This window comes from Pseudomonas sp. AC239 (genome assembly GCF_979258545.1).
The window spans coordinates 3,191,628-3,204,084 of the sequence record NZ_OZ409864.1 but is presented as its reverse complement, the minus strand read 5'-3'; the positions used below and the strand labels follow the sequence as shown (position 1 = coordinate 3,204,084).

10 protein-coding genes are annotated in these 12,457 nt (G+C 61.3%); 8 read left to right on the top strand and 2 right to left on the bottom strand.

Annotated features, from left to right (window positions below; translation table 11 throughout):
- Positions 1-199 precede the first annotated feature (199 nt).
- Positions 200-1,399: a succinyldiaminopimelate transaminase gene (dapC, locus tag ACZ0AZ_RS14390; RefSeq protein ID WP_129998762.1), complete on the top strand. Its 1,200-nt coding sequence runs from the start codon at positions 200-202 to the stop codon at positions 1,397-1,399.
- Between the two features lie 44 nt (positions 1,400-1,443).
- Here dapC and ACZ0AZ_RS14385 read toward each other — a convergent pair whose 3' ends face one another.
- Entirely contained in the window at positions 1,444-3,075 is a 1,632-nt protein-coding gene (locus tag ACZ0AZ_RS14385; protein WP_039762457.1) for a Na+/H+ antiporter, read from the bottom strand.
- 292 nt (positions 3,076-3,367) lie between these two features.
- Here ACZ0AZ_RS14385 and ACZ0AZ_RS14380 point away from each other — a divergent pair, with 292 nt between their 5' ends.
- The 4 genes from ACZ0AZ_RS14380 to ACZ0AZ_RS14365 all read left to right on the top strand — a co-directional run bounded on the left by ACZ0AZ_RS14380 (position 3,368) and on the right by ACZ0AZ_RS14365 (position 6,529).
- Entirely contained in the window at positions 3,368-3,730 is a 363-nt protein-coding gene (locus tag ACZ0AZ_RS14380) for an ArsC family reductase (protein ID WP_130911686.1), read from the top strand.
- A 31-nt stretch (positions 3,731-3,761) separates the two neighbouring features.
- Positions 3,762-4,796, top strand: coding sequence for a 2,3,4,5-tetrahydropyridine-2,6-dicarboxylate N-succinyltransferase (gene dapD, locus ACZ0AZ_RS14375; RefSeq protein WP_039762452.1), 1,035 nt, complete (start codon positions 3,762-3,764; stop codon positions 4,794-4,796).
- Positions 4,797-4,922: 126 nt separating this feature from the next.
- On the top strand, positions 4,923-6,128 hold the full coding sequence (locus ACZ0AZ_RS14370) for an aminotransferase class V-fold PLP-dependent enzyme (RefSeq protein WP_463570815.1): 1,206 nt from the start codon (positions 4,923-4,925) through the stop codon (positions 6,126-6,128).
- The gene (locus ACZ0AZ_RS14365) at positions 6,125-6,529 is read left to right on the top strand and encodes a SufE family protein (protein ID WP_463537597.1); all 405 of its coding nucleotides are present in this window, start codon (positions 6,125-6,127) and stop codon (positions 6,527-6,529) included. The genes ACZ0AZ_RS14370 and ACZ0AZ_RS14365 overlap by 4 nt, the downstream gene beginning before the upstream one ends.
- A gap of 90 nt (positions 6,530-6,619) precedes the next feature.
- Here ACZ0AZ_RS14365 and tcdA read toward each other — a convergent pair whose 3' ends face one another.
- The gene (gene tcdA, locus ACZ0AZ_RS14360; protein ID WP_463537596.1) at positions 6,620-7,438 is read right to left on the bottom strand and encodes a tRNA cyclic N6-threonylcarbamoyladenosine(37) synthase TcdA; all 819 of its coding nucleotides are present in this window, start codon (positions 7,436-7,438) and stop codon (positions 6,620-6,622) included.
- Between the two features lie 214 nt (positions 7,439-7,652).
- On the opposite strand from tcdA, the gene ACZ0AZ_RS14355 reads away from it, so the two are divergent.
- From ACZ0AZ_RS14355 to ACZ0AZ_RS14345, 3 genes are all read left to right on the top strand, one after another.
- Complete coding sequence (locus ACZ0AZ_RS14355; protein ID WP_463537595.1) at positions 7,653-10,244, top strand: glycosyltransferase; 2,592 nt, start codon at positions 7,653-7,655, stop codon at positions 10,242-10,244.
- Positions 10,245-10,454: 210 nt separating this feature from the next.
- Complete coding sequence (dapE, locus tag ACZ0AZ_RS14350) at positions 10,455-11,606, top strand: succinyl-diaminopimelate desuccinylase (RefSeq protein ID WP_463537594.1); 1,152 nt, start codon at positions 10,455-10,457, stop codon at positions 11,604-11,606.
- Entirely contained in the window at positions 11,606-12,415 is an 810-nt protein-coding gene (locus ACZ0AZ_RS14345) for a putative RNA methyltransferase (protein ID WP_463537593.1), read from the top strand. The genes dapE and ACZ0AZ_RS14345 overlap by 1 nt, the downstream gene beginning before the upstream one ends.
- Positions 12,416-12,457 lie beyond the last annotated feature (42 nt).

Here is a 12,457-nt window from a genome sequence, read left to right as displayed (position 1 = left end):
GCAGCCCATGCTTTCCTCCGGTACATACAATCCCCTGTGGCGAGGGGATTTATCCCCGTTCGGCTGCGAAGCAGTCGTGAAACCTGTGTATGCGGACATTCAGTTGAACCGCAGTGAATGGTTTTGCGGCCGCTGCGCAGCCCAACGGGGATAAATCCCCTCGCCACAGAAAGCTCTTGAGCATTTAAAAGAGGCCCCCATGAACAACGCTCTGAACCAGCTCCAGCCGTACCCGTTCGAAAAGCTCCGCGCCCTGCTCGGCAGCGTTACGCCGAACCCGGACAAACGCCCGATCGCCCTGTCGATCGGCGAGCCGAAACACCGTTCGCCGAGTTTTGTCGCCGAAGCGCTGGCGAATAATCTGGATCAGATGGCCGTGTACCCGACCACTCTCGGCATTCCGGCTCTGCGCGAAGCCATCGCCGGCTGGTGCGAGCGGCGCTTCGGTGTGCCGAACGGCTGGATCGATCCGGCGCGCAATGTGCTGCCGGTCAACGGCACCCGTGAAGCGCTGTTCGCCTTCACCCAGACCGTGGTCAATCGTGGCGACGATGCGCTGGTGGTCAGCCCCAACCCGTTCTATCAGATCTACGAAGGTGCGGCGTTCCTCGCCGGGGCCAAGCCGCATTACCTGCCGTGCCTGGATGAAAACGGCTTCAACCCGGACTTCGACGCAGTAGCGCCGCAGATCTGGCAGCGCTGCCAGATTCTGTTCCTGTGCTCGCCGGGCAATCCGACCGGCGCACTGATTCCGGTCGAGACCCTGAAGAAGCTGATCGCCCTGGCTGATCAGTACGACTTCGTGATTGCCGCCGACGAGTGTTACAGCGAACTGTACTTCGACGAGCAAACCCCACCGCCGGGCCTGCTCAGCGCCTGCGTCGAACTGGGCCGCAATGACTTCAAGCGCTGCGTGGTCTTCCACAGTCTGTCCAAGCGCTCCAACCTGCCGGGTCTGCGTTCAGGCTTCGTTGCCGGCGATGCCGACATCCTCAAGGGTTTCTTGCTCTATCGCACTTACCACGGCTGCGCGATGCCTGTGCAAACCCAACTGGCCAGCGTCGCCGCGTGGAATGACGAAGTGCACGTGCGCGCCAACCGTGCGCTGTATCGCGAGAAATTTGATGCAGTGTTGAACATTCTCAGCCCGGTGCTGGACGTGCAGCGCCCGGATGGCAGCTTCTATCTGTGGCCGAATGTAAAAGGCGATGACGCGGCGTTCTGCCGTGATCTGTTCGAGCAGGAGCATGTGACCGTTGTGCCGGGCTCGTACCTGTCTCGCGATGTCGATGGCGTCAACCCGGGGGCCGGCCGGGTACGCATGGCGTTGGTCGCGCCGCTGGCTGAGTGCGTTGAAGCCGCCGAACGGATTCGTGATTTCATCACCCGCCAGAAGTGATTGCGGAGCGCTTGCGGCAGCCACTGCTGCAAGCGCTCAAGCGATTATTTGACCTGCCCCAGATTGGCCTCGCTCAAATCCAGTTCCCCGAGCACTTCTCGCAACACGTCATCACCGATCTGGTGCTGACGGCTCAGACTATAAAGCTCAAGACGCTGCGCGCGCAGTGCTTTCAAGCGCAAACGCCGTTCAAGCAGATCCATCTGGAATGCCAGCGCCTGGGCTTCGGCGGAATCGTTGAACACATCAAGTTGATGGCGATATTCGGACATGATCCGCGCCTTGAGTTCCGCCGCCAGCGCCGCTTGAGCGGCATCCTGTGGGACCACTTCTTCGCTTTCCAGCGAGTGAATCGCCGCTTCGGCAGTCTTGCGCCAGGCGTCGCGCACTTCCTGACGACGCTTGTCGTCGGGACTTTTGTCGATGCCGCGCAGCAGCAAGGGCAGCGCGATACAGGCCGAGACCAGCGACAGCAGAATCACCCCGGCAGCAATGAAAATCAGCAAGTCGCGTTCAGGAAAAGCCTCGGCGCCGATCAGCATCGGCACCGACATCACGCCCGCCAGCGTCACCGCGCCGCGCACACCGCCCACCGTCAGCAACCAGCATGAACGCGCCGTCGGCACTTGCGTCAGCTCGCCCTTGCCGCGCACTCGGCGCAGCAACACCGACAAGCGCCAGATGCTCTGCACCCAGATGAAGCGCAGCAGCACCAGCGCGACGAAAATCGCCAGTACATCGAGGCAGCGATAGAACAGCGTTGGCCACAGCGTCGGCTCATGGCTGACCACCGCCTTGATGATGTCTGGCAATTGCAGGCCAAGCAGCAGGAAGATCAAGCCATTGAACGCAAATTCGAGCAGCGCCCAAACGCTGCGATTAAGCAGTCGCGTGCTGGTCTGGCGTGGCAAAAGATCGAGCCAGCTCTGCATCATCCCCGCTGCCACAGCGGAAAGAATGCCCGAGGCGCCCAAACGTTCGGCCAGTACATAAGCGGCGAACGGCAGCAGCAACATGAACACCACGTGAGTGGCCGGATCGTCCCAGCCCCGGGCGATCATCCACGCGCGCAGGCGCCCGACCAGCCAGCTCAACGCCACGCCGACCGCCAGACCACCCAGCGCCACCGCGACGAACGTCAGGCTGGCATTGGTCAGTGAGAACACGCCTGTGACCGCCGCAGCGAGGGCGAACTTGAAGGTCACCAGGCCCGAGGCGTCATTCATCAGCGCCTCGCCTTGCAGCATGTGCATCAGCGGCGTCGGCAAGCGGTTCTGCGAAATCGCCGAAACTGCGACGGCGTCGGTCGGCGACAAAACCGCTGCCAAAGCAAAGGCCACCGGTAACGGAATCGCCGGCAACAGCCAATGAATGAAATAACCGGCGCCGATCACGGTGAACAGAACAAGGCCGACGGCCAGGGTCAGGATCGGCCCGCGCAGTTGCCAGAGTGCGCGTTTGGGCATGCGCCAGCCATCGGAAAACAGCAGCGGCGGCAGGAACAGAAACAGGAACAACTCGGGATCGAGGGCGACGTGCAGGCCCAAAGTCGGCCAGGCGAGCAAGGCACCGGCGGCGATTTGCACCAGCGGCAACGGCAGCGGGATGACCCGCCCGACCAGGCGCGAGAGGCTGACCAGCATCAGCAGGATGAGGACGGTGTAGGCAGTTTGCATAAAACCAGAATCTCAGGCGATCGACAGCGTTGAACTGCCATATTAGCGCCTTAGGCTGTGGCTGACCGTTGCACATACGTCGCACGCTTGGACTCCGGACTAAATGTGGGAGCGAGCTTGCTCGCGAATGCAGTGTGTCATTCAGCACAGAAGTTGACTGACAGGCCCCGTTCGCGAGCAAGCTCGCTCCCACAGGTTTTACAGCGTTACGACAACCGTGGCCGACGAAACCGTCCGGTCATGGCATAATCCGTCACCATTTTTTCCCAGCACCTGTAAAGGGGGCGATTCCTTGGCCGTTTCAAGTAAAACGTTGCACCTTTTCGGCATCAAAGCCTGCGACACCATGAAAAAGGCGCGCACCTGGCTTGATGAACACGCTGTCAGCTATGACTTTCACGATTACAAGACCGCCGGCATTGACCGTGAGCACCTGAGCCAATGGTGCGACGAGCACGGCTGGCAAACCGTGTTGAACCGCGCCGGCACGACCTTTCGCAAACTCGACGACGAACGCAAAGCCGATCTCGACCAGTCGAAAGCCATCGAACTGATGCTCGCACAACCCTCGATGATCAAGCGCCCGGTGCTCGATCTCGGTGACCGAACCCTGATTGGCTTCAAGCCAGACATCTACGCGGCCGCTCTGAAGTAAGCAGCCCGTCACTCTTTGTAGAGGTATTCACATGTCCAATTCCCTGTTCAGCATCGCCTTTGGTGTCGGCACCCAGAACCGTCAAGGCGCATGGCTGGAAGTTTTCTACGCACAGCCACTGCTCAATCCTTCGGCCGAACTGGTCGCGGCTGTTGCACCGATCCTCGGTTACAGCGAAGGCAACCAGGCCATCACCTTCACCACCGCCCAGGCTGCGCAACTGGCAGAAGCCGTGAAAGGCATCGACGCCGTGCAAGGCAAGCTCCTGACCCGCCTGGCCGAAAGCCACAAGCCGCTGGTCGCCACTTTGCTGGCCGAAGACGCGCAACTGACCTCCACGCCTGAGGCCTACCTCAAGCTGCATCTGCTGTCGCACCGTCTGGTCAAGCCGCACGGCGTCAGCCTGGCCGGTATCTTCCCGCTGCTGCCGAACGTGGCGTGGACCAGCCAGGGCGCGATCGACCTGAGCGAACTGGCGGAAATGCAACTCGAAGCACGCCTGCGCGGCGAGCTGCTGGAAGTGTTCTCGGTGGACAAGTTCCCGAAAATGACCGACTACGTAGTACCGGCCGGCGTGCGTATCGCTGATGCGGCACGTCTGCGTCTGGGCGCTTATGTCGGCGAAGGCACCACCGTCATGCATGAAGGTTTCATCAACTTCAACGCCGGCACCGAAGGCCCGGGCATGATCGAAGGCCGCGTTTCCGCTGGCGTCTTCGTCGGCAAGGGTTCGGACCTGGGCGGCGGTTGCTCGACCATGGGCACCCTGTCGGGCGGCGGCAACATCGTGATCAAGGTCGGCGAAGGCTGCCTGATCGGCGCCAACGCCGGTATCGGCATTCCGCTGGGCGACCGCAACACTGTGGAATCGGGCCTGTACGTGACCGCTGGCACCAAGGTTGCGCTGCTCGACGAAAACAACAATCTGGTCAAGGTGGTGAAGGCGCGTGAATTGGCCGGTCAGACTGACCTGCTGTTCCGTCGCAATTCGGAAACCGGTGCTGTGGAGTGCAAAACCCACAAATCGGCGATCGAACTGAACGAAGCGCTGCACGCTCACAACTAAGCGCTGTAGGCCTGTGGGAGCGAGCCTGCTCGCGAAGCTTTTGGCGTATTCAAGAACGCCTTCGCGAGCAAGCTCGCTCCCACAAGGTTTGGCGTACACCCCGCCCAATTTCACAGGGCTGAACTCATGATGATTCCCTCCCCCTGGCGCGCCGATTTCCCGGCCATCGCCGCTCTGCAACGGCAAGACCAGACCTATCTGGACAGCGCCGCCACCACGCAAAAACCACAAGCCCTACTTGACGCACTGACGCATTACTACGCCAACGGCGCGGCCAATGTACATCGTGCGCAACACCTGCCCGGTGCCCACGCGACACAAGCGTTCGAAGACAGTCGGCGCAAGGTTGGCCAATGGCTGAATGCCGGTGACAGCGGGCAAATCATCTTCACGCATGGTGCCACCAGCGCGCTGAATATGCTGGCTTATGGTCTGGAGCCTCTGTTTCAGCCGGGCGATGAGATTGTCATCAGCGCTCTGGAGCATCACGCCAACCTGCTGCCGTGGCAGCAACTGGCGCAACGCCGTCAGCTGAAACTGGTGATCCTGCCGCTGGATGCCGACGGCCTGATCGACCTCGCCGCTGCCGTGCATCTGATCGGCCCGCGCACACGTTTGTTGGCGGTCAGCCAGTTGTCCAACGTGCTTGGCGCCTGGCAGCCATTGACCGCTTTGCTCGGCATGGCCAAGGCGCAGAACGCGCTCACGGTAGTCGATGGCGCGCAAGGTGTGGTGCACGGCCGGCATGATGTGCAGGCGCTGGGTTGCGACTTCTATGTGTTTTCCAGCCACAAGCTCTACGGCCCGGATGGTCTGGGCGTGCTGTTCGGGCGCAACGCTGCGCTGGAGCGATTGCAGCATTGGCAGTTCGGCGGCGAGATGGTGCTCGACGCCAACTATCAGGATTCGCGCTTCCGGCCGGCGCCTTTGGGGTTCGAGGCGGGCACACCGCCGATCGCCAGCGTCATCGGCCTCGGAGCAACCCTCGACTACTTGGCCGGTCTGGATCAGGACGCCGTATCTGCCCACGAAGCGGCACTGCACGACTATCTGCTGCACGGCCTCGCCGCACGCAATGGCATTCGCCTGCTCGGCAAGCCGCAATTGGCGCTGGCCAGTTTTGTCGTCGAAGGCGTGCACAACGCCGATCTTGCGCACTTGCTGACCGAACAAGGCATTGCCGTGCGTGCGGGGCATCACTGCGCCATGCCGCTGATGAAGAGCTTCGAACTGGCCGGCGCGATTCGCGTGTCGCTGGCGCTGTATAACGATTCGGAAGATCTGGAGCGCTTTTTCGAGGCGCTGGATCAGGCGCTGGAGATGTTGCGATGAGCCTGCCGGTGGAAGCGGCTGAGGCGCTGCAGATCTTTCAGAACGCGGCTGGCTGGGAACAGCGGGCGCGGCTGCTGATGCAGTTTGGCGATCGCTTGCCGGCGTTGGATGACACTGAAAAGTGCGAGGCCAATCGGGTGCATGGTTGTGAGAGCCAGGTGTGGCTGGTCGGTGATTTGCGCGACGGTCATTGGCAGTTCAAGGCGAGCAGCGATGCGCGGATGATTCGCGGATTGGTGGCGTTGTTGCTGTTGCGGGTCAACGGGTTGTCGGCGGCGGAGTTGCAGCAGGTGGATTTGCCGGAGTGGTTCAATCAGTTGGGCTTGTCGCGGCAGCTGTCGCCTTCGCGCAGTAATGGCTTGAATGCGGTGCTCCAGCGGATAAATGAGTTGGCGCGCTAATCGCCTTCGCGAGCAGGCTCACTCCTACAATTTGAAATGAATTCCCCTGTAGGAGCGAGCCTGCTCGCGAAGAGGCCAGCAGCCCCAACATCAAGCCTGAGGTTTTACTCGGTCAGCGGGGCGCCGCACCCCCGCCACAATCTTGTCCACAGCCTTGGTCGCCGCGACCATGCCAAACGTCGCCGTGACCATCATTACCGCGCCAAACCCGCCGGCGCAGTCGAGCTTCACGCCGTCGCCGACAAAACTCTTCTGCAGGCAAATGCTGCCGTCCGGTTTGGGGTAGCGCAGCTGTTCCGTGGAAAACACACACGGCACGCTGTAGTGGCGGGTCACGGTGCGGGAAAAGCCGTAGTCCCGGCGCAAGGTTGAGCGCACTTTCGAAGCCAGCGGGTCGTTAAAGGTGCGGTTCAGATCACAAACCTGAATCAGCGTCGGATCAATCTGCCCGCCGGCGCCGCCGGTGGTAATGATCTGGATCTTGCGGCGTTTGCACCAGGCGATCAGCGCCGCTTTGGCGTTCACCGCATCGATGCAGTCGATCACGCAGTCGATGTTCGGCGTGATGTATTCGGTCATGGTGTCGCGGGTAACGAAATCGGCCACCGCGTGCACCGTGCAATCAGGGTTGATCCCGCGCAGACGCTCGGCCATCACCTCGACCTTGGGTTTGCCGACAGTGCTGTCCAAGGCGTGCAACTGGCGGTTGGCATTGCTGACGCAGACGTCGTCGAGGTCGAACAGCGAGATCTCGCCAACCCCGCAACGGGCCATGGCTTCCGCCGCCCAGGAACCGACGCCGCCGACGCCGACGATTGCCACATGGGCGGCGCGCAGGCGTTCCAGGCCCTCGATGCCATACAAACGGGCGATGCCTGCAAACCGCGGATCTTCTGTACTCATGACCATTACCCCAAAAACCGGCGCGCATTATAGGGCCACGCAGGGACAAGTTTTAAGCTGCAAGCGACAAGTGTAAGAACTTAAGTCAGAGACGGCTGCCCAATGTCAGGCATTTTCCCGTCAGTTGTACGACTGGTTAACTGCCGGTGTAGGATGCGCGCCCCTCGGGCATCTATCCGACCGATCCTTCGTTCCACAGCCTTTGGAACCCGAAACAGCTATGTCATCGCGTAAATTTGGACTCAACCTGGTGGTGGTGCTGGCCATCGCTGCCTTGTTCACCGGTTTCTGGGCGCTGGTCAATCGCCCGGTCACGGCGCCGAACTGGCCGCAGCAAATCTCCGGCTTCTCGTATTCGCCATTCCAGCAGGGGCAATTCCCTCAGAAGGATCAGTATCCGTCTGACGATGAAATGCGCCGTGACCTGGAAATCATGAGCAAGCTGACCGACAACATCCGGATCTATTCGGTCGACGGTTCGCTGGGAGACATCCCGAAACTGGCGGAGGAATTCGGCCTGCGTGTCACCCTCGGTATCTGGATCAGCCCGGATCAGGAACGCAACGAACGGGAAATCACCAGAGCCATCGAACTGGCCAACACCTCGCGCAGCGTCGTGCGCGTGGTGGTCGGCAACGAAGCGCTGTTTCGCGAAGAGATCACCCCTGAGGCCTTGATCGTTCTGCTGGATCGGGTGCGCGCTGCGGTCAAAGTACCGGTGACCACCTCCGAGCAATGGCACATCTGGGAGAAATATCCGCAACTGGCCAAGCACGTTGACCTGATCGCCGCCCACGTCCTGCCCTACTGGGAATTCATTCCGGTCGACAAGGCTGGCCAGTTCGTCTTCGACCGCGCCCGCGATCTGAAGAAACTGTTTCCGAAAAAACCGCTGCTGCTCTCCGAGGTCGGCTGGCCGAGCAACGGTCGCATGCGCGGTGGCGCCGATGCCTCGCCGGCGGATCAGGCAATTTATCTGCGCACGCTGGTTAACAAGCTCAATCGCCAAGGCTTCAACTACTTCGTGATCGAAGCGTTCGACCAACCGTGGAAGGCCAGCGATGAAGGTTCGGTCGGCGCCTACTGGGGCGTGTTCAACGCCGCGCGCCAGCAGAAATTCAATTTCGAAGGCCCGGTGGTGGCGATTCCGCAATGGCGCGTACTGGCCATCGGCTCGGTGGTGCTGGCGTTGCTGTCGCTGACCCTGCTGATGATCGACGGCTCGGCGCTGCGCCAGCGCGGTCGCACGTTTCTGACCTTTATCGCGTTCCTCTGCGGTTCGGTGCTGGTGTACATCGGCTACGACTACAGCCAGCAATACAGCACGTGGTTCAGCCTCACGGTCGGATTCCTCTTGGCGCTCGGTGCGCTCGGGGTCTTCATCGTGCTGCTCACCGAGGCCCATGAACTGGCCGAAGCGGTGTGGATTCACAAGCGCCGTCGGGAATTCCTGCCAGTGCTGGGCGATTCCGATTATCGACCGAAAGTGTCGATCCACGTGCCCTGCTACAACGAGCCGCCAGAGATGGTCAAACAGACCCTCGACGCCCTTGCCGCACTCGATTATCCCGACTTCGAAGTCCTGATCATCGACAACAACACCAAGGACCCGGCGGTGTGGGAACCGGTGCGCGATTACTGCGCAACCCTCGGCCCGCGCTTCAAGTTCTTCCACGTTTCGCCGCTGGCCGGTTTCAAGGGCGGCGCGCTGAATTACCTGATTCCGCACACCGCCAAGGATGCCGAAGTCATTGCCGTGATCGACTCCGATTACTGCGTGCATCCGAACTGGCTCAAGCACATGGTGCCGCACTTCGCCGATCCGAAAATCGCCGTGGTGCAGTCGCCGCAGGATTATCGCGATCAGAACGAAAGCACCTTCAAAAAGCTGTGCTACGCCGAATACAAAGGCTTCTTCCACATCGGCATGGTCACCCGCAACGACCGTGACGCGATCATTCAGCACGGCACCATGACCATGACCCGCCGCTCGGTGCTGGAAGAGTTGGGCTGGGCTGACTGGTGCATCTGTGAAGACGCCGAACTGGGTCTGCGCGTGTTCGAGAAAGGCCTGTCGGCGGCGTATTACCACGACAGCTACGGCAAGGGCCTGATGCCGGATACCTTCATCGACTTCAAGAAACAGCGTTTCCGCTGGGCCTATGGCGCGATCCAGATCATCAAGCGCCACACCCGCAGCCTGCTGCGCGGCAAGGATACCGAGCTGACCCGCGGCCAGCGTTATCACTTCCTCGCCGGTTGGCTGCCGTGGGTCGCTGATGGCATGAACATCTTCTTCACCGTCGGCGCGTTACTGTGGTCGGCGGCGATGATCATCGTGCCGCAACGGGTCGATCCGCCGTTGCTGATTTTCGCGATCCCGCCGCTGGCGCTGTTCGTGTTCAAGGTTGGCAAGATCATCTTCCTCTACCGTCGCGCCGTCGGTGTGAATCTGAAGGATGCGTTCTGCGCAGCACTGGCCGGCCTGGCGTTGTCGCACACCATCGCCAAAGCGGTGCTGTACGGTTTCTTCACCAGCAGCATTCCGTTTTTCCGCACGCCGAAAAACGCCGACAACCACGGTTTCTGGGTGGCGATCAGCGAGGCTCGCGAAGAGCTGTTCATCATGCTGTTGCTGTGGGGCGCGGCGCTGGGGATCTTCCTGGTGCAGGGCATTCCGAGCAATGACATGCGCTTCTGGGTGACCATGTTGCTGGTGCAGTCGTTGCCATACCTGGCGGCGCTGATCATGGCCTTCCTGTCGTCGCTGCCCAAACCTGCGGCCAAGGCTGAGCCGGCACCGGTCGTCTAAATCCGCAACGCAGCACTAAACGGCGGCCAATGGTCGCCGTTTTGCTTTAAGATAACCGCCATTTTGCGGGCGCTCTCCTATCCCTGTGGGAGCGAGCTTGCTCGCGAAGGCTTTGTAACATTCAACCCTTATGTTGCCTGATACACCGCTTTCGCGAGCAAGCTTGCTCCCACATTGGCCCTCGCTCAAATTCATGATCCGGAGTTTTCCATGACGGCCCACGCCGACCTATCGCCGACCCTTCAACTGGCCATCGACCTGATCCGCCGTCCTTCCGTGACCCCGGTCGACGCTGACTGCCAGAAGCAGATGATGCAGCGCCTGGGCGATGCCGGTTTTACCCTGGAGCCGATGCGCATCGAAGATGTGGATAACTTCTGGGCCACTCATGGCAACAACGACGGCCCGGTGCTGTGCTTCGCCGGCCACACCGACGTGGTGCCGACCGGTCCGGTGACCGCATGGCAGATCGATCCGTTCAACGCCATGATCGACGAACACGGCATGCTCTGCGGCCGTGGCGCGGCGGACATGAAAGGCAGCCTGGCATCGATGACCGTCGCCGCTGAACGCTTTGTTGCCGATTACCCGAACCATAAAGGCAAGGTCGCTTTCCTGATCACCAGCGACGAAGAAGGCCCGGCGCATCACGGCACCAAGGCTGTGGTCGAGCGTCTGGTCGCGCGCAACGAGCGTCTGGACTGGTGCATCGTTGGCGAACCGTCGAGTACCACGCTGGTCGGCGATGTGGTGAAAAACGGCCGTCGCGGCTCCCTCGGTGCCAAGCTCACGGTCAAAGGTGTGCAGGGCCACGTGGCCTACCCGCATCTGGCGAAGAACCCGATCCACCTCGCCGCTCCGGCGCTGGCCGAACTTGCCGCCGAGCACTGGGACCACGGCAACGACTTCTTCCCGCCGACCAGTTTCCAGATCTCTAACCTCAATTCCGGCACCGGTGCGACCAACGTGATCCCCGGTGATCTGGTGGCGGTGTTCAACTTCCGCTTCTCCACCGAATCGACCGTCGAAGGCCTGCAGAAGCGTGTGGCCGATATTCTCGACAAGCACGATCTGGACTGGCACATCGACTGGGCACTGTCCGGCCTGCCGTTCCTCACCGAACCGGGCGCGCTGCTCGACGCGGTATCGTCGAGCATCAAGGACATCACCGGTCGCGAGACCAAGGCGTCGACCAGCGGCGGCACCTCCGATGGCCGTTTCATCGCGACCATGGGCACGCAGGTGGTTGAACTGGGCCCGGTCAACGCGACCATCCACCAGGTCAATGAGCGCGTGCTGGCGGCGGATCTCGACGTACTGACCGAGATCTACTACCAGACAATGATCAAGTTGCTCGCCTGATGCTTGCTTGCCCGATCTGCAGTGAGCCGCTCAATGCGGTGGACAACGGCGTGGTCTGCCCCGCCGGGCATCGGTTTGACCGTGCGCGTCAGGGTTATTTGAACCTGTTGCCGGTGCAGCACAAGAACAGCCGCGACCCGGGCGACAATCAAGCGATGGTCGAGGCGCGGCGTGATTTCCTCAACGCCGGGCATTACGCGCCAGTGGCCAAGCGTCTGGCTGAACTGGCGGCGAGCTATGCGCCAGAGCGCTGGGTCGACATCGGTTGTGGCGAGGGCTACTACACCGCGCAAATCGCCGAGGCTTTGCCGACCGCTGACGGCTATGCGCTGGATATCTCCCGCGAAGCGGTCAAGCGCGCCTGCAAACGCAATCCGGCGATCACCTGGTTGATCGCCAGCATGGCCCGCGTGCCATTGGCGTCAGGCAGTTGCCAGTTTCTCGCCAGCGTCTTCAGTCCGCTGGACTGGGAGGAAGCCAAGCGTCTGCTTAGCGTCGGCGGCGGGCTGATGAAAGTCGGCCCGACCCGTGGCCATCTGATGGAATTGCGCGAACGCCTGTACGACGAAGTGCGCGAGTACACCGACGACAAGCACCTGGCTCTGGTGCCGGCAGGCATGGCCTTGGCGCACAGCGAAACCCTGGAATTCAAGCTGACTCTGGACAAGCCCGAGGACCGCGCCAACCTGTTGGCGATGACGCCTCACGGCTGGCGTGCCAGTGCCGAGCGTCGTGCGGCAGTGATCGAACAGGCCGAGCCGTTCGAGACCACCGTGTCGATGCGCTACGATTATTTCGTTCTTCAATAACTTTTGGTCTCGGGCACAGGCCCGGGGCCGGCTAAATCCGCG

Coding starts and splice junctions, on each gene's coding strand:
- dapC (WP_129998762.1), top strand. CDS start 200: ATGAACAACGCTCTGAACCAGCTCCAGCCGTACCCGTTCGAAAAGCTC.
- ACZ0AZ_RS14385 (WP_039762457.1), bottom strand. CDS start 3,075: ATGCAAACTGCCTACACCGTCCTCATCCTGCTGATGCTGGTCAGCCTC.
- dapD (WP_039762452.1), top strand. CDS start 3,762: ATGTCCAATTCCCTGTTCAGCATCGCCTTTGGTGTCGGCACCCAGAAC.
- ACZ0AZ_RS14370 (WP_463570815.1), top strand. CDS start 4,923: ATGATGATTCCCTCCCCCTGGCGCGCCGATTTCCCGGCCATCGCCGCT.
- ACZ0AZ_RS14365 (WP_463537597.1), top strand. CDS start 6,125: ATGAGCCTGCCGGTGGAAGCGGCTGAGGCGCTGCAGATCTTTCAGAAC.
- tcdA (WP_463537596.1), bottom strand. CDS start 7,438: ATGGTCATGAGTACAGAAGATCCGCGGTTTGCAGGCATCGCCCGTTTG.
- ACZ0AZ_RS14355 (WP_463537595.1), top strand. CDS start 7,653: ATGTCATCGCGTAAATTTGGACTCAACCTGGTGGTGGTGCTGGCCATC.
- dapE (WP_463537594.1), top strand. CDS start 10,455: ATGACGGCCCACGCCGACCTATCGCCGACCCTTCAACTGGCCATCGAC.
- ACZ0AZ_RS14345 (WP_463537593.1), top strand. CDS start 11,606: ATGCTTGCTTGCCCGATCTGCAGTGAGCCGCTCAATGCGGTGGACAAC.